The sequence below is a fragment of the Pseudoduganella plicata genome, assembly GCF_004421005.1.
Classification (GTDB): domain Bacteria; phylum Pseudomonadota; class Gammaproteobacteria; order Burkholderiales; family Burkholderiaceae_D; genus Rugamonas; species Rugamonas plicata.
This window is the reverse complement of sequence record NZ_CP038026.1, coordinates 1,483,256-1,501,585: the sequence shown is the minus strand read 5'-3', so window position 1 is coordinate 1,501,585 and position 18,330 is coordinate 1,483,256. Positions and strand designations below refer to the sequence as shown.

Below are 18,330 nucleotides of genomic sequence, written 5' to 3'. Positions count from 1 at the left end.
GAGACCAACATGAAGAAGGTTCTGAGCGCGGCCATCGCCGCATCGCTGCTGTTGCTGACCGCCGGCCAGGCCAGCGCCGACGCGAAAAATCCGAAGATCGGCTTCTCGATCGACGACCTGCGGCTCGAGCGCTGGGCGCGCGACCGCGACTACTTCGTCGCCGCGGCCACGCAGCTGGGCGCCAAGGTGTTCGTGCAGTCCGCGGACGGCAACGAGCAGAAACAGATCTCGCAAATCGAGAACCTGATCGCGCGCGGCGTGGACGCCATCGTCGTCGTGCCGTACAACGCCACGGTGCTGGGCAATGCGATCAAGGAAGCGAAGAAGGCCGGCATCAAGGTGATCTCGTACGACCGCCTGACGCTGAACGCCGACCTCGATGCCTACATCTCGTTCGATAACAAGGCCGTGGGCGAGATGCAGGCCAAGGCGCTCGTCGATCGGGTTCCGAAGGGTAATTACTACCTGCTGGGCGGCGCGCCAACCGACAACAACGCGAAGATCCTGCGCGAGGGACAGATGGCCGTGCTGCAGCCGCTGGTGGACAAGGGCGCCATCAAGATCGTCGGCAAGCAATGGGTCAAGGACTGGAGCCCGAGCGAGGCGCTGGCGATCGTGGAAAACGCGCTGACGGCGAACAACAACAAGATCGACGCGGTGGTCGCGTCAAACGATGCCACCGCGGGCGGCGCCATCCAGGCGCTGGGTGCGCAGAAGCTGGCCGGCAAGGTGCCGGTGTCGGGCCAGGATGCCGACCTGGCGGCCGTGCGCCGCGTGGTCGCCGGCACGCAGGCGATGACTGTGTACAAACCGCTGAAGGCTATTGCCAGCGAAGCGGCGAAGCTGTCGGTGCAGCTGGTGCGCAACGAGAAGCCCTCTTTTAACTCGCAATATGACAACGGTTTCAAGAAGGTCAGTACGCTGCTGCTGAAACCCACGCCGCTGACCAGGGACAATATCGACGTGCTGGTCAAGGATGGCTTCTACACGAACGCCCAGCTGGCAGGCAAATAGACTGCGGGACCGGTCCGGCATTCGGACACGCACTGAACCCCTGTTCGCAAGGGAGGTGGCGCACTCCGCGGGTCCGCCACCGCCGTCCCCTGACACAACCGAGACAACGATGCAGAAATCAATCGCCGTGCCGCTCCTGCGCGCGCTGGCAGGCGTCGTCGCAGCCGCGACGACCCTGTACACCCAGGCCGCCACGCCTGACCTCAAGGTCTACGATGCCCGTCCCGCCCCGGGCTGGCACGTCACCGTCGCCCACTCGGAAGGCCAGGCCAGGCTGGCGGGCCGTTCCGCCACCGTGCCGACCAACGCAAAGCAGCCGGAAGCCGTCGTGCGCGCCGATGCCGTCAAGGCGGGCAAGCGCGACGCACTCGTCCTGAAGTTCAAAGATACCTGGTACGCCAGCCTTCGCATCGAAGGCGATGAGGGAGCGGAAGCCGGCAGGCGCGACCTCGGTCCGTATGCGCCGGACGGCGTGCTGGCGTTCGACCTGGACGTGCGCGAGATGAGCAAGGGCGGCATCTACTTCCAGCTGGGCTGCGGCAAGGACTGCGAGCGCAAGGTGCCGTACGTGGTGCAATCGCGCGCGGCCGCCGGCAAGGGCTGGCGTCACCTGGAATTTTCCATGCGCTGCTTCCTGCGCGAAGGCGACGATTTTTCCGCCATCGCCAGGCCGTTCTCCATCGAAGCCAACGGCTCGGGCGAGGTGGCGGTGGCGAACGTGCGCTTCAAGGCGCACGGCAAGCCCAACGCGCAGTGCCCGGACTATCGCAGCGTGTCCGTCACCCCGGCACCGCTGAACGAGCCATGGTCGCTGGACTGGTGGATGCCGCGCCACGAGCAGAAACTGAAGGAAATCGCCGAGCGCAAGGCGGCCGGCGCGCTCCCCGAAGTCGTGTTCATCGGCGACTCGATCACGCAAGGGTGGGAGAAGGAGGGCAAGGACGAGTGGGCCCGGCGCTACGCGCGCTACAACGCGCTGAACCTGGGCTACAGCGGCGACCGCACGGAAAACATCCTGTGGCGCCTGCGGCATGGCGAAGTGGACGGCCTCGATCCGAAGGTCGTCGTGCTGATGGCGGGAACGAACAACACGGGCCACCGCCAGGAAGACCCGCGCACGACGGCGGCGGCGATGAAACTGATCGTCGACGAACTGCGCGGGCGCCTGCCGCGTGCGAAGATCCTCGTGCTGGGCATCTTCCCGCGCGACGCCATGCCGGATTCGAAGCAGCGCCGGATCAATGATGGCGTCAACGCCATCCTGGCGACGTTTGCCGACAACGACAAGGTGTTCTATCACGACATCTCGAACGCCTTCCTCGATGCGAACGGCGGCCTGCCGACGGACGTGATGCCGGACCTGCTGCACCCGAACGCGCGCGGCTACGCGCTGTGGGCTGAAGCGATGGAGCCCGTGCTGCAAAAGCTCCTGACCGGGTACGAGTGGAACAGCGTCGCCATCGGCGGCGGCGGCTTCGTCACGGCGGTGATTCCCAGTCCGTCCGAACGGGGCGTCGCGTACGCCCGCACGGACGTGGGCGGCGCCTACCGGTGGGACGGCAAGACGGCGCACTGGCACGCGCTGCAGGACTGGGTCGGCGAGGAACGGACGGGATTGCTGGGTGTGGACTCGCTGGCCGTGGATCCGAACAACGCCGGCAAGGTCTATCTGCTGGCCGGCATCGAATACCTGAACGGCGGGCGTACGGCCATCCTGCGCTCGAACGACTATGGCAGGACCTTTGCGGTGACCGACGTGACGGCCCAGTTCAGGACGCACGGCAACGGCATGGGCCGCCAGAACGGCGAGCGCCTCGCGGTCGATCCGACCGACCCCAATGTGCTGTACGTCGGTACGCGCGCCAACGGCCTGTTTCAGAGCCGCGACGCCGGCGCCACGTGGCAGCGCATGACGGGCCTGGACGTGACGACGACGCCGAACGGCGCGGGCATCGTCTTCGTGGTGCCGGACGCGCAGCGCCGGCTTTACGTCGGCGTCTCGCGCTACGGCAGCGTGGGGCCGAACCTGTACCGCAGCGACGATGGCGGCGCCTCCTTCGCGCCGGTCGCCGGCGCGCCGCGCGACCTAATGCCGCACCGCGCGGCGCTGGACGGGCAGGGCAACCTGTATGTCACGTTCGCCAACGGCGCCGGTCCTCATCCCGACCAGGCCGGCAAGGAGCCGGTCAATCGGGGCGGCGTGTGGAAATACGCCATCGCGGCGCGCGCGTGGGCGGACGTTACGCCAAGCGGCCTGCGCACGGCTTTTTCCGGTGTTTCCGTGGACCGCAACGATCCGCGCCGCGTGCTGGTATCGACGATCAACACGTTCGTGCCCCAGTCCAACGCCGCCGATCCGGCCGAGCGCACGAAAGGCGACCGCATCTACCTGTCGCAGGACGGTGGCGCCAGCTGGACTGACGTCATTGCACGCGGCTTTGCGAAAGACACGGCCGGCATCGACTGGATCCGCGGCCACGGCATCCACTGGACCGGCTCGATCGCCTTCGATCCGTTCGACGGGCGAGCGGCATGGGTCACGTCCGGCAATGGCGTGTTTCATACCGCCGACTTGAACGCCACGCCGACGACGTGGCGTTTTGCCGTGCAGGGCATGGAGGAGACGGTGCCGCTGAATATGGTGAGCGTGCCTGGCGGCCCGATGATCTCGGTGGTCGGCGACGTGGACGGCTTCGTCCACCGCGACCCGAAGCAGTACAGCCCCACGCACCAGCCGCGCATGGGCACCACGTTCGGCCTGGCGGTTGCGGGCAGCCGGCCAGCCGTGCTGGCACGCGCGGGCGCCCAGGTGTATATGAGTACCGATGGCGGCGCGAGCTGGCAGGCCGCACCCGTCGTCAAGGGCAAGAACGGGCAGCTGGCGCTGTCGGCCGATGGCGCGGTGCTGCTGCACAGCCCCGCGGGGTCCGCCGTTACGTGGCGCACGACCGATGCCGGCAAACGCTGGACGGAAGTAGCGGGGCTGCGCGCCAAGGCGCGCCCCGTCGCCGATCCGGCCGATCCGCTGCGTTTCTATGCCTACCAGGACGGGGCATTCGTCGCCAGCGCCGATGGAGGCAAGACCTTCGCGGCCACCGCGCGCTTGCCGGCCGGCGGCTCGAACGTCGTCGTCGCCATGCCGGGCCGCACCGGCGACGTCTGGGTGCCGCTGAAGGACAGCGGTCTGGCTCGTTCGGTCGACGGTGGCGCGACGTTCCGCCTGCTGCCGGGCGTGAGCTATGGCGGCGCCGTCGGCTTCGGCAAGGCCGCGCCGGGCGCGCCGGACCCCGCCGTCTACCTCTGGGGCACCGTGAAAGGCCAGCGCGGCGTCTACCGCTCGCTCGATGCCGGCGCCACCTGGGCCAGGATCAACGACGACGCGCACCAGTACGGCGGGCCGGGCGACGGCGGCTTCGTCGTCGGCGACCTGAATGTCTTCGGCCGCGTCTACATGAGTACCGCTGGCCGCGGCATCGTCTACGGCGAACCGGTGGGCGCGCCGTGACGGCGCGCCGGCTGGTGTTTGCCGCCGTGCTGGCGGCGGGACAGGCGTGGGCGGCGCCCGACCTGACGTTGCGCTACGACCGGCCCGCCGCCGAAACGGCCGAGGGCTGGGAGCGCGAGGCGCTGCCGGTCGGGAACGGCCGCATCGGCGCCATGGTGTTCGGCCAGCCGGGCCGCGAACATCTGTCCTTCAACGACATCACGCTGTGGACGGGCGACGAAAAAACCATGGGCGCCTTCCAGCCGTTCGGCGACCTGACCGTCGACCTGCCGGGCCATGACAAGGCGACGGACTACCGCCGCACGCTGGATCTGGCGCGGGCGCTGCACACCGTCAGCTACACCCATGCCGGCGTGCGCTACACCCGCGAAGTGCTGGCCAGCCATCCGTCCGACGTCATCGTCGTGCGCCTGAGCGCCGACAGGGCGGGTGCGCACAGCGGCACCGTGCGCCTGACCGACATGCATGGCGCGCACATCGCCGCCAACGGCAACCGCATCTACGCCACCGGCTCGCTGGCCGGCTTTGTCCTTACCCCCGAGCGGGGCAACCAGTGGACGCCGGCAAACCTGCCGCCATCGGCCAACACCATGACGTACGCCAGTCAGGTGCAGGTGCTGCACGAAGGCGGCAGCGTGACGATGGCAGGCGACACCGTGCGGTTCCAGGACTGCGACAGCGTCACCCTGGTGCTGGGCGCCGGCACCAGCTATGTCCGCGATCCGAAAGCCGCGTTCCAGGGCGCCCATCCGCTGGCGCGCGTGACGGCCCAGGTGACGGCGGCCGCGGCGCGTTCATGGTCCGCGCTGCAGGCCGACCATGAACGCGACTACGCCGCACTGTTCGGGCGCGTGGTCCTGGACGTGGGCACGGCCGCGCCGGAGCGCCGGGCGCTGACGACGGACCGCCGTCTGGAAGCGTACACGCGAGAGGGGCAGGACCCGGAACTGGAAGCACAGTTCTTCCAGTTCGGCCGCTACCTGCTGATCGCCAGCTCGCGCGGGCCGTTGCCGGCCAATCTGCAGGGCCTGTGGAACAACAGCCTGACGCCGCCGTGGAACGCGGACTATCACACCAACATCAATATCCAGATGAACTACTGGCCGGCCGAGACGGCCAACCTGTCGGAACTGGCCGAGCCGCTGCTGGGCTTCGTGCAGGCGATGGTGCCGGCTTACCGCCGCCTCGTGGCGCACAGCGCGCAGCACGGGCCGCCGCCGTCCAACGCGGGCGACGCCAGCCAGAAGGCGGAAGCGGAGCCGGTCGAAACGTTCCGCCGTGCGGACGGCAAACCGGTGCGCGGCTGGACGGTGCGCACGGAATCGAACCCGTTCGGCTACACGGGCTTTCGCTGGAACAAGACGGCCAACGCCTGGTACGCGCTGCACTTCTGGGAGCATTACGCGTTCACGCAGGACCGGGCGTACCTGGCAGCGACGGCATACCCGCTGATGAAGGAGGTCAGTCAGTTCTGGCTGGACTACCTGAAACGGCTGCCGGACGGCCGGCTGGTCGCGCCGAACGGCTGGTCGCCCGAACATGGCCCCGTCGAGGATGGCGTCGGGTACGACCAGCAGCTGGTGTGGGACGTGTTCGACAACACGGCGCAGGCGGCCCGCATCCTGGGGGACGCCGCGTTCGCACGCCAGGTCGCGGCGGCGCGCGACCGGCTGGCGGGCCCGCGCGTGGGCAGCTGGGGGCAATTGCTGGAGTGGCTGGAGGAGAAGCGCGACCCGGTGCTGGATACGCCGAAGGACACCCATCGTCACGTGTCCCACCTGTTCGGCGTGTTCCCGGGCCGGCAGATCACGCCGCTGCGCACGCCCGCGCTGGCCGCGGCGGCGCGCAAATCGCTGGCTGCGCGCGGCGACGCGGGTACGGGCTGGTCGATGGCGTGGAAGACTGCCTTCTGGGCCCGTTTGCACGACGGCGACCACGCCTACACGATGTTGCGCGGCCTGCTGGCCAAGCCAGGCGCGCGCGCGGCCACGCAGGCGTCGCAAGGCACGGAGCACAACAACGCCGGCGGCGTCTATCCGAACATGCTGGACGCGCATCCGCCATTCCAGATCGACGGCAATTTTGGCGCCACCGCGGCCATTGTCGAAATGCTGCTGCAGTCACACGACGGCGCCATCGATCTGCTGCCGGCGCTGCCCGCCGCGTGGCCGGACGGCGCCGTGCGCGGTCTGCGGGCACGCGGCGGCTTCGAGGTGGACATGGCATGGCAGGCCGGCCGGCTGACGTCGGCCGCCATCCGGCGCGTGGCCGGCACGGATGCAGCGACGGTGCGGGTGCGCCATGGCGGCAGAACGGTGGAGCTGCGCCTGCGGCCCGGCGAGCAACGCCGCCTGGGGCCGGAGTTGAAATGAAGCGGCGAAATATCGTTTGCCGATTTGGTGAATTTCGCAATTGCCCCACCCCACGTGCGAACACACAATATTGCGCACAACAGTAGTTCGTACCGAATAAAACGAGGAGACGCTTTGAAACAGTTCAAGCTGAATGCGATCGCGCTGGCTGCCGCGCAGATCGCACTGATGTCGTCGCACGCAGTCCACGCCCAGACCACCCAGGCAGGCCAGGGCGCCGATGCCCCCGTCACCGTCGTCGTCACGGGCCAGCGCGGCTCGATCGAATCGGCGCAGAAGATCAAGCAGGACTCCGACGAGATCGTCGATTCCATCGTGGCCGAGGATATCGGCAAGCTGCCGGACCGCTCCGTGACGGAAGTGCTGCAGCGCGTCGTCGGCGTCACCATCGACCGCACGATGAGCCGCGGCGACCCGGAACACTATTCGGTGGAGGGCTCGGGCGTCTCCATCCGCGGGCTGTCGATGGTGCGCTCGGAACTGAACGGCCGCGACTCGTTCTCCGCCAACGGCGGCCGCTCGCTGAACTTCGAGGACGTGCCGCCCGAACTGATGGCCGGGCTGGACGTCTACAAGAACCCGTCGGCCGAACAGATCGAAGGCGGCATCGGCGGCCTGGTCAACCTGCGCACGGCGCTGCCGTTCGACTTCAAGGGTTCAAAGGTGGGTATTTCGGCCCAGTCCACTTACTCGGAACTGAGGAAGGGCAAGTGGTCGCCATCGGGCTCCGTGATGCTGTCGAACCGCTGGAAGACCGGCATCGGCGAAGTCGGCGCGCTGTTCGATTATGCCTACTCGGAAAGCGGCACCCGCACGGACGGCTTCCAGGTCGAGCCGTACTTTCCACGTGACGACATCGAACCTGGCAGGACGGTCTGGGTGCCGAAAGGCACGCAATGGCGTACGCTGAACTTCGATCGCAAGCGCCAGGGCATGTACGGCGCGCTGCAATGGAAGGCCAACGCCGACCTGCGCTCGCACCTGACGTATTTCAAGTCGAAGTACCAGATGCAGTGGGACGAGCAGGCACTGTTTGCCGCGTCGAACCCGTACAACATCGGCATCCGTCCAGGCGCCACCTACAGCCCGACTGGCGCGTTCGTGACGGGCACGATGTTCGACCGCGTCGACCCGGGCATCAACTTCGGCGACGACACCCGTATCGCCAACCGCAAGTCCGACACCACGGATATCTCGTGGAACGTGACGTGGCGCGCCAACGACCGCTGGTCGTTTACTTCCGACCTGCAGCGCATCAAGGCCAGAACCCACGGCCTCGATTCGACCGTGGCGACCGGCTTGCAGATGCCCGAGCAGCAGATCGACCTGTCCGGCAACGTGCCGAATCTGATGTTCACCGATGCGCAGCGCGCCTACCTGGCGAACCCGAACAGCTACTACTGGGCGTTCACGCAGGAACACCTGGACCGCAGCGAGGCGGTATCGAAGGCATGGAAGGGTGACGCCAAATACACCTTCGATCATCCGGTGCTGCGCGACCTGCGCTTCGGCGTGCGCCTCACCAAACGCGACTCGCTCAACGAGACGTCCAATCCGGACTATAACTGGTCGCCGATCTCGCAGACCTGGCAGCTGGGGAACAACATCAACAACCTTGCCTGGCTGGCAGATCCGCGCTTCTCCGGCGCCACGCACCTGACGACGTTCAACAACTTCTTCAACGGCAAAGCCAACGTGCCGTCGCTGGTGTTCCCCGACACGTCGTGGGCGACCGGCTTCCCCAACTCGTACGCCGCGCTGCACGAATTCCACAATATCCTCTGCGCCGAGCGCGCCGCTGCCACCGGCCAGACGCAGAACTGCGCCACGTGGAGCCCGGCGAAATTCGGGGGCAATCCGGCCGGCATCAACGAGCAGTCGGAAAAGACCAAGGCGATGTTCGGCCAGCTGCGCTTCGGCTTCGACAACTGGAAGTATCCGGTGGACGGCAATGTGGGGGTGCGCTACGTGAAGACGGAAATGGAAGCGCGCGGCTACACGGTCTTCACGCCGCCGACCGTTACCATCCCGCCCGGCCATACCGTGTCGGGACCGGCCGTGCCGACGATCCCGGCCTTCTCGGCGGACCAGGCCTATGGCAACTCGTACCACAACGTACTGCCAAGCCTGAACCTGCGCATGAAGGCGCGTGACGACCTGCAATTCCGCTTTGCGATGTCGAAAGCGATTTCGCGCCCCGACTTCAAGGACCTGCAGGGCTACGCGACGCTGACGCAGGACATCAAGCTGACCAACTTTCTGCCGGAACGCCACACGGTCATCAACAGCATGACCCTGACGGGCGAGGGCAAGGGCAATCCGCTGCTGCGTCCCACGACGGCCACGCAGGTGGACCTGACGGCAGAGTGGTACTTCGGCCGCGCCAGCTCCGTCACCGTCGCGCTGTTCAACAAACGCCTGAAGGACGTCATCGTCCAGCAGTCATACGACTACCAGATCCCGGACGTCAACGGCACGTTGCAGAACTTTACCGTGACGGGGCCTGTGAACGGCGCCCGCGGACGCGCCACCGGCGTGGAGATCGCCTACCAGCAGTATTTCGACAAGCTGCCGGGCGCTCTGTCCGGCCTGGGCGTGCAGGTCAACTACACGTTCGTGGACAGCAGCACGAAGCCGTACAATCCGACGTTCTCGGCCTACTGCTCGGGCGGTAACACGGCGGCAAACCTGAACCTGAACCAGAACGGCTGCGACACGGATGGCCGCGGCTTCGGCAACCTGCCGCTCCAATACCTGTCGCGCAACTCGTATAACGTGGCAATCCTGTACGACAAGGGGCCGTGGTCGGCGCGCGCCGCGTGGAGCTGGCGATCGAAGAATCTGCAGGGCATCAACGTCAACGGCACGCGCGGCGGCGACGGCACCGATACCAATCCGGCCAGCCCGACGTTCGGCCAGCACAATGTGGGCTGGGCGCTGCCGCTGTGGGCGGACGACTACGGGCAGCTCGATGCATCGCTGTCGTATCAGATCAACGAACGCACGTCGATCGGCGTGGAGGCGCAGAACCTGACGGACGCCAAGGCCAAGCAGCTGATGCAGCAGGGGATCGGCATGATGGGCCGCGCATGGTTCGTTTCCGGCCCGCGCTATACCGCGCAAGTACGCTACTCTTTCTGAGGCGCTTATGAAAACGTTTGCGAGAACACTTGTCTGCCTCGCCGTCGCGGCGGCATGCGGGTCCGCGGCGCTGGCCGCGGAACTGCCGCGGCTCGTCACGAAAGACGGCCGCCACGCGCTGATGGTGGATGGCGCGCCATACGTGATGCTGGGCGCGCAGGCGCACAACTCCAGCAATTACGTGGCGGCGTTGCCGAAGGTGTGGGCCGCGGTGGCCGATGCGAATGCCAACACGCTGGAGATACCCGTGGCGTGGGAGCAGATCGAGCCCGTCGAGGGCAGGTTCGACTTCAGCTACGTCGACACGCTGGTGCAGCAGGCGCGCGAGCGCAATGTGCGCCTGGTACTGCTGTGGTTCGGCACGTGGAAGAACACGGGGCCGAGCTATGTGCCGGAATGGGTCAAGTTCAACAACAGCCGCTTCCCGCGCATGGTGGACAAAGACGGCAAGCCGATCTACTGCCTCTCGCCGCACGGTACGGAAACGCTGAAGGCGGACCGCAAGGCATTCGTCGAACTGATGACGCACCTGAAGAAGATTGACGGCGAGCAACATACCGTCATCATGATGCAGGTGCAGAACGAGGTCGGCACCTACGGCTATGCGCGCGACTACAGCCCCACGGCGCAGAAGGCGTTCGCCCAGGCCGTGCCAGCCGCGGTGCTGAAGCAGCAGAAGGCGCCCGTCAAGGGCGCGGCCAGCGGCACCTGGCAGCAGGTCTACGGCGACTATGCCGAACAGTATTTCCATACGTATGCGATCGCCAGCTATATCGAGGAAATTGCCAAGGCCGGACGTGCCGTCTACGATCTGCCCATGTTTGTCAACAACGCGCTGCGCGATGCGGTCGAGCCGCTGGCGCCGTGGAAGAAGAACTTCGCCAGCGGCGGCCCGACGTATGACGTCATCGGCATCTACAAGGCTGCCGCGCCGCATATCGACGTGGCGGGGCCGGACATCTACGAGCCGGCGTCGAACAAGGTGGCGGCCACGCTGGACAAATTCCACCGTCCCGACAACGCGCTGTTCGTGCCCGAGATAGGCAACTCGACGGCCTACCCGCGCTATGCGTTCGCCGTGCTGGGACGCGGCGGCATCGGCTTTGCGCCGTTCGGCATCGATTACGCCGACTACAGCAACTTCCCGCTCGGTTCCAAGGCCACGGACCGCTCGATGGTGGCGCCGTTCGGCACTATCTACAACGTGTTCCGGCCAATGATGCGGCAGTGGGCCCAGTGGGCGTTCGAGGGCCGCACGCATGGCGTGGCCGAAGGCGACGACCGGGCACCCCAGACGATCGCGCTGCGCAACTGGAAGGCCACCGTGTCGTTCCGCGAGTGGCAGTTCGGCGAAGCGCAGTACTTCAAGCATATCCAGGACAAGCCGGCCGGAACCGAGTCGCCCAACGGCGGCGTGGCCGTCGCGCAGATCGGTGACAACGAGTTCGTTGTCGTCGGCCAGCATGCCCGCATCAAGTTCGAGGGGGCCGGCAGCAATGCCGGCAAGCCTTCGGCCTATGCGCGCGTGGAAGAAGGGCAGTTCGACGACAAGGGCCGCTGGACCATGGAACGCAACTGGAATGGCGACCAGACCGACTACGGCCTCAATTTCATGGCGCGACCGACGGTGCTGCGCGTGAGGCTGGGTACATATTGATAACGATACGGGGACAACAGACAATGCAGATGAAGACAATCAGCCTGGCATGCGCCACCCTGGCGATGGCATGCGGCCAGGCGTGGGCCGGCACGTTCCAGCAGACCGCCACCGGCGTCGCGATCACGCCCGACAGCGGCGCGGCGAAGGAAATCCGCCTGGAGGTCATGGCGGACAATATCGTTCACGTCGTCAAGGTCGATCAGGCCGGCAAGCAGCTCACGCCATCGATGATGACGATCGCCAGGCCATGCGCGTGCCGCTTCGACGTCAAGAAGACGGGCAACGCGGTCGCGCTGACGACGAGGAACGTCGTCGCCACCGTTTCGTTGGCCGACGGCCAGGTGCAATTCGCCGATCCGAAAGGTCCGGTCTTCCTGAAGCAGGACAGCGAGAGCATCGCACCCGTTAACCTGGAAGGCAAGGCGTTCGTCACGGTCAAGCAGGGCTTCAACCACGGCACGAAGGACGCGTTCTACGGCACCGGCCAGCACCAGAACGGCCAGATGAACCTGAACGGCGAGGACGTGCTCCTGCAGCAGCACAATATGGACATCGCCGTGCCGTTCGTCGTCTCGGACAAGAACTACGGCGTCCTGTGGGACAACAACGGCATTTCGCGCTTCGGCGACGCCCGTCCGTATGGCCCGATGAAGCGCGACCTGCAGCTGACGGACGCCGACGGCAAGCCGGGTGCACTGACGGCGCGCTACTACATCGGCGACAAGCTCGCCCTCACGCGCCGCGAAGACGACCTGCGCTACCAGTACCTGAAGGACGTCGCCGAGTTCTGGCCGAAGGAACTTGGCCCGCTGAAAGCGCTGAAGAACGTGCGCGTGGTGTGGGAAGGGACGCTGGCGTCGTCGAAACCGGGCCGCCACAAGATGCAGCTGTACTCGTCCGACTACGCCACCCTGACGATCGACGGCAAGAAGGTGCTGGATGTCTGGCGCCAGGGCTGGAACCCGTGGTACCACAACTTCGACATCGACTTCACAGCCGACAAACCGGTCAGGTTCCACCTGGACTGGAAACCCGAAGGCGGCATGATCGCCGTTACCCACAACGATCCGCTGCCAGCGCCCGAGCGCCATTCGCTGACCTTGTCGTCCGAGGTGGCCGAGGCGATCAATTACTACGTCATCCGCGGCACCAGCATCGACAGCGTCATCGGCGGCTACCGCACGCTGACGGGCGAACAGCCGATGATGCCGAAGTGGGCGTTCGGCTTCTGGCAGTCGCGCCAGCGCTACGAGACGCAGGAACAACTGCTGGACACGGTCAGGCAGTACCGCCAGCGCGGCTGGCCACTGGATAATATCGTGCAGGACTGGTTCTACTGGCCGGAAAACGGCTGGGGTTCGCATGACTTCGACAAGAAGCGTTTTCCCGACCCGAAAGGCATGGTGGACGAGGTGCACCGTCAGAACGCCCACATCATGTTCTCGATCTGGGGCAAGTTCTACGCCAATACGGACAACTACAAGGAGCTGCAGGCGGCCGGCGGCATGTGGACCAAGAACGTGGAGAACGGCGACCTCGATTGGGTCGGACCCGGCTACAAGAACAGCCACTACGACCCGTACACGGAAAAGGCGCGCGACATCTACTATCGCCAGCTGAAGACGAAACTGGTCGACCTGGGCATCGACGCCTGGTGGATGGACAATACGGAACCGGACGTGCTGTCGAACTCGCGCCTGGAGGACTTCAAGAAGCTGATCGGCCCGACCGTCTACGGTCCCGGCGAGGTCACGTTCAATACATACAGCCTGGCGCACACGCAGGGCTTCCACGACCACCTGAAGCGCGATCAGCCCGATACCCGCCAGTTCATCCTGTCGCGTTCCGGTTTCGCCGGCGTGCAGCGCAACGCGGTTGCCATCTGGAGCGGCGATACGGTGGGTCGGTGGAACAATCTGTACGACCAGATCTCGGCGGGCGTGCAGGCGTCCCTGTCCGGCTTGCCGATGTGGACGCACGATATCGGCGGCTATGCGCAGGAGACGCGTTTCCAGACGGGCGAACTGGGCTCGGCGCAGGAGAACCGCCGCGTAGATGGCAGCACGGCAAAGCCGGAAGACATCCGCGAGTGGCAGGAAATGAACCTGCGCTGGTTCCAGTTCGGCGCGTTCTCGCCGCTGTTCCGCTCGCACGGCGAAGTGGTCAAGCGCGAGATCTACAACATCGCGCCGGAAGGTTCGCCGATGCGCGACTCGATGATCTGGTACCTGAAGCTGCGCTACCGCCTGATGCCCTACATCTACGCGACGGCATCGGACACGCACTTCAACAACGGCTCGATCATGCGCGGCCTAGTGATGGACTTCCCGAATGACGACAAGGTCAAGGACATCCGCGACGCGTACCTGTTCGGCCGTTCGATGCTGGTGGCGCCTGTATATGAATACGGTGCGCGCGAGCGCAGCGTCTACCTGCCGAAAGGCGCCGCGTGGTACGACTACTTCACGGGCGAGCGTCATGAGGGCGGCAAGACGATCGTCGTCAAGGCGCCGGAAACACAGATGCCGCTGCTGGTCAAGGCCGGCGCCATCGTGCCGATGGGCCCCGTGACGCAATACGTCGACGAGAAGCCGGATGCGCCGGTGACGGTCAAGGTCTACACGGGCGCGAACGGTGAGTTCAGCCTGTACGAAGACGACGGCGTCTCGGAAGCCTACCGCCGCGGCGAGTTCACGCGCATCGCGTTGCGTTACGACGACCGCAGCGGCACGCTGTCGATTGGTGCGCGCGAAGGCAAGTACAAAGGGATGGTCGGGAAGCGCACGTTCCGCGTGCACTTCGTCAAGCCGGGTGTATCGTCCGCCGATACGCTCGACACGGCCGACAAGGAAGTGACCTACGACGGCAAGGCCGTCTCTGTAAAACTGTGAGGATGCAACGCATGAGAGTAAAACGGCTCGCCTGCGCGCTGACGGTATTGTTCGCCGCCGGCGCCGGGGCCCAGGTGACGGATCCAGAGCAGCGCGCCAGCGCGCTGGTGGCGCAGATGACGCAGGAAGACAAGCTGCGTCTCGTGTTCGGATATTTTTCCACGGACTTCAACGGCGTCGCACGCCCGAAGGAGGGCATCAACTACACGGCCGGCTTCATTCACGGCGTGGAGCGCCTGAAGATCCCGCCGCAGCACCAGACCGATGCCGGGATTGGCGTGGCGACGCAACCGTCGCCGGAACCGCGCGGCCGCACGGCGCTGCCTTCCGGCCTCGCCACGGCGGCCACGTGGAACCGCCAGCTGGCATATGAGGCGGGCGCCATGATCGGCAAGGAGGCCCGGCTGTCCGGCCATAACGTGCTGCTGGCCGGTTCCGTCAACCTGATGCGCGAACCGCGCAACGGCCGCAACTTCGAGTACGGCGGCGAGGACCCGCTGCTGGCGGGCTGGATGACGGGAGAACAGATCCGCGGCATCCAGTCGAACGGCATCGTCTCGACGTTGAAGCACTTCGCCTTCAACGACCAGGAAACCAACCGCATGACCGTCGACGTGAAGATCGACGATGCCGCCGGACGCATGTCCGACCTGCTGGCGCTGCAGATCGCCACCGAAAAGGGCAATCCCGGTTCCGTCATGTGCGCGTACAACCGCGTCAACGGCGCGTATGCATGCGAGAGCGACTACCTGCTGAACAAGGTGCTCAAGCGCGACTGGGGTTATAAAGGCTACGTGATGTCGGACTGGGGCGCCGTGCACTCGACGATCCCGGCCGCCAACGCGGGCCTGGACCAGCAGTCCGGCTGGCCGTTCGACGCTTCGCCATACTTCGGCCCGGCGCTGCGCGAGGCGGTGGACAACGGCCACGTGCCGCAGGCGCGGCTGGACGACATGGCGCGGCGGATCCTGTGGGCGATGGCCGCCAACGGGCTGCTGGACAATCCGGTGCCCGTCGTGGAGCCGGAGAAGATCGACTTCGCGGCACACGCGAAGATCACGCAGCGCGGCGCGGAAGAGGGTATGGTGCTGCTGAAGAATGGCGGCAACCTGCTGCCGCTGGCGCAGGATGTCCGCACGATCGCCGTCATCGGCGGCCATGCGGACGTGGGGGTGATTTCCGGCGGCGGCGCGGCGCAGGTGCACCCCGTCGGCGGCAGCGCCGTCAAGGGCGAAGGACCGAAAAGCTTCCCCGGCCCGATCGTCTGGTATCCGTCCTCGCCGATGAAGGCGCTGGCCGCGCGCATGAAAGCGAAGGTCGTCTACCACGACGGCAAGGACGTGGCGGCGGCGGCGAAGCTGGCGGCGCAGAGCGACGTCGCCATCGTGTTCGGCACGCAGTGGACGGCGGAGAGCTTCGACGTGCCGTCGCTGTCGCTGCCGGACAACCAGGACGCGCTGATCGACGCCGTCGCCAGTGCCAACCGGCGCACCGTCGTCGTGCTGGAAACGGGCGGGCCGGTGACGATGCCCTGGGTGGACAAGGCCGGTGCCGTGCTGGCGGCATGGTATCCGGGGACGGCTGGCGGCGAAGCCATCGCGCGCGTGCTGACGGGCGAAGTGGATGCAGCCGGCCGCCTGCCGGCCACGTTCCCGGCATCGGAAGCGCAACTGCCGCGGCCACGGATCGATGGCAACAAGGATCCCAAGGCTCGCGTATCGACCGACTACAACATCGAAGGCGCCGCCGTCGGCTACAAGTGGTTCGACAGGAAGGGCCACAAGCCGCTGTTCGCATTCGGTCATGGCCTGTCCTACACGACGTTCGCGTTCGACGGGCTGGCCGCGCGCGCCGCCGCCAGGGGTGACGTCATCGTCGACTTTACGGTGAAGAACACGGGCGCGCGCGCCGGCTATGCGGTGCCGCAGGTGTATGCCAGCGCCGGTGCGGCGGCCGGCTGGGAGGCGCCACGCCGCCTGGCGGGCTGGGGCAAGGTGCTGCTGCAGCCGGGCGAGGCGCGCAAGGTCAGCGTGACGGTGCCGGCACGGATGCTGGCCGTCTACTCGACCAAAGCGGGCGCGTGGAAGGTCGCGCCGGGGCAGTACACCTTCACCCTGGCTACCGCGTCCGATGCGCCGGTGGCGCGGGCAACGGCGAAGGTGGGCGCGGCCACGATTCCTGTGGCGCTGCAGCGATGAAGGCGCTTGCCGTCGCCGGCCTGTTGTGCGCGGGTAGCCTGGCCCAGGCGGCTCAGTTCAATGTCCTCGTGTTCTCGAAAACGGCCGGCTGGCATCATGAGTCGATCCATGCCGGGGTGACCGCCATCCGGGAGCTGGGACGGCTGCACGATTTCGACGTGTTCTGGACGGAGGATCCTCACCGCGTCTTCAACGACAAGGAGCTGGCGAAATACCAGGCCGTCGTATTCCTGTCGACGACTGGCGACGTGCTGAACGACGTCCAGCAGGGGGCGTTCGAGCGCTACATCCGTGCCGGCGGCGGCTACGTCGGCATCCACAGCGCCGCCGACACCGAATACGACTGGCCGTGGTACACGCGGCTGGTCGGCCATATGTTCCACGTCCATCCGGCCGTGCAGACGGCCGTGCTGCAGGTGCGCGACGCCACCTTCCCCGGCATGGAGCGCTTCGCGCCGCGCAGCTATGCGACCGAGGAGTGGTACGAGTTCGGCCCGGCGCGTTCGTCCACGCTGCGCTACCTGCTGACGGTGGATGAAAGCACTTACAAGCCCGAGACGCAGTGGCCGGGCAAGGCGGGGCGCGGCATGGGCAGCTTCCATCCGGTCAGCTGGTATCAGCACTTCGACGGCGGGCGCTCGTTCTACACGGCGCTGGGACATCTGCCGGCAACATATGGCGATGCCGTGTTCCGTCATCACCTGTTTGGCGGCATTTACTGGGCCGCCACCGGCCGGGGCATATTGTGAACCAATTCCAGTAGGAGATGGCTCTCGCCAGCTTCGACAAAGGGCACTTCAAAATCCGACAAGGCCAGACCTCGACTAGATGTCGAGTCCCGTCTGATTAGGGAAGCGTTTGATGGATAGCTCAGCGGCGCTGGATCAGGCGTCAAAGCAAAAAGCCCGCCAATTTGGCGGGCTTTTTAATTTCCATCCGACACCGCCCATGCTATCTGCATGGTGCAGGCCGAATCGAAACCGGTATTAGATTGCGCAGATATTACCGGCTTTTTCGCCCTTAGGGCCAGTCGAGCGGACAAACGACACGCGCTGGTTTTCCGACAGGCTCTTGAAACCTTCCGACTGGATATCGCCGAAGTGGGCGAACAGGTCGGCGCCGCCAGCGTCCGGGGTGATGAAGCCGAAGCCTTTAGCGTCGTTGAACCATTTTACGGTGCCGGTTTGAGTAGTCATGTAATTTCCTTTAGTTTGCATGAGCAAAATCGCTCGAAATGCACTTTCGACCAAGAGGGGATGTAACGGAGGACATCAAACAGGACCGCGGCGGTAACACAGCGAGACGGGAGAGAAAGACCAACAATAACGACGACTTGATGTAGTGCAGGGGGAAATATACAGCGGTTTCGCGAATTCACCTAAACATTTCGTATTTGTTTCAATTCGGCCGGCGCAGCGTAAATGAACCGATGCGCCGGACAATAGCTGCTAGGATGGCCGACACCCTTTCGATGTGACTTTCGCGGACTCGGGTATTACAGGATTGCACAATACATGACACAACATCGCCTTGCCGGCTTCATCAGTGA

9 protein-coding genes are annotated in these 18,330 nt (G+C 65.7%); 8 read left to right on the top strand and 1 reads right to left on the bottom strand.

The window, feature by feature from the left end; all coding sequences use genetic code 11:
* Nucleotides 1-9 precede the first annotated feature (9 nt).
* From xylF to E1742_RS06410, 8 genes are all read left to right on the top strand, one after another.
* Nucleotides 10-1,014 (top strand): D-xylose ABC transporter substrate-binding protein, encoded by a 1,005-nt coding sequence (gene xylF, locus E1742_RS06445; RefSeq protein ID WP_134384074.1) that lies wholly within the window; start codon nucleotides 10-12, stop codon nucleotides 1,012-1,014.
* A 109-nt stretch (nucleotides 1,015-1,123) separates the two neighbouring features.
* A complete protein-coding gene (locus tag E1742_RS06440) occupies nucleotides 1,124-4,519 on the top strand; it encodes a GDSL-type esterase/lipase family protein (RefSeq protein ID WP_134384073.1) in 3,396 nt (1,131 codons plus the stop codon).
* Complete coding sequence (locus E1742_RS06435; protein WP_134384072.1) at nucleotides 4,516-6,891, top strand: glycoside hydrolase family 95 protein; 2,376 nt, start codon at nucleotides 4,516-4,518, stop codon at nucleotides 6,889-6,891. The genes E1742_RS06440 and E1742_RS06435 overlap by 4 nt, the downstream gene beginning before the upstream one ends.
* Nucleotides 6,892-7,005: 114 nt before the next feature.
* Nucleotides 7,006-10,032 (top strand): TonB-dependent receptor, encoded by a 3,027-nt coding sequence (locus tag E1742_RS06430; RefSeq protein WP_134384071.1) that lies wholly within the window; start codon nucleotides 7,006-7,008, stop codon nucleotides 10,030-10,032.
* 7 nt (nucleotides 10,033-10,039) lie between these two features.
* Nucleotides 10,040-11,689 carry a GH35 family beta-galactosidase gene (locus E1742_RS06425; protein ID WP_134384070.1) on the top strand — a complete coding sequence of 550 codons (1,650 nt, stop codon included), beginning with the start codon at nucleotides 10,040-10,042 and terminating at the stop codon, nucleotides 11,687-11,689.
* A gap of 29 nt (nucleotides 11,690-11,718) precedes the next feature.
* Nucleotides 11,719-14,583: a glycoside hydrolase family 31 protein gene (locus E1742_RS06420; RefSeq protein WP_229466580.1), complete on the top strand. Its 2,865-nt coding sequence runs from the start codon at nucleotides 11,719-11,721 to the stop codon at nucleotides 14,581-14,583.
* 11 nt (nucleotides 14,584-14,594) lie between these two features.
* Nucleotides 14,595-16,781: a beta-glucosidase family protein gene (locus tag E1742_RS06415; RefSeq protein ID WP_206076735.1), complete on the top strand. Its 2,187-nt coding sequence runs from the start codon at nucleotides 14,595-14,597 to the stop codon at nucleotides 16,779-16,781.
* On the top strand, nucleotides 16,778-17,530 hold the full coding sequence (locus tag E1742_RS06410) for a ThuA domain-containing protein (protein ID WP_134384067.1): 753 nt from the start codon (nucleotides 16,778-16,780) through the stop codon (nucleotides 17,528-17,530). Before E1742_RS06415 ends, E1742_RS06410 begins: the two co-directional genes overlap by 4 nt.
* 237 nt (nucleotides 17,531-17,767) lie before the next feature.
* Here the strand turns inward: E1742_RS06410 and E1742_RS06405 are convergent, their stop codons facing one another.
* Nucleotides 17,768-17,977 carry a cold-shock protein gene (locus E1742_RS06405; protein ID WP_134384066.1) on the bottom strand — a complete coding sequence of 70 codons (210 nt, stop codon included), beginning with the start codon at nucleotides 17,975-17,977 and terminating at the stop codon, nucleotides 17,768-17,770.
* Between the last annotated feature and the right edge of the window lie 353 nt (nucleotides 17,978-18,330).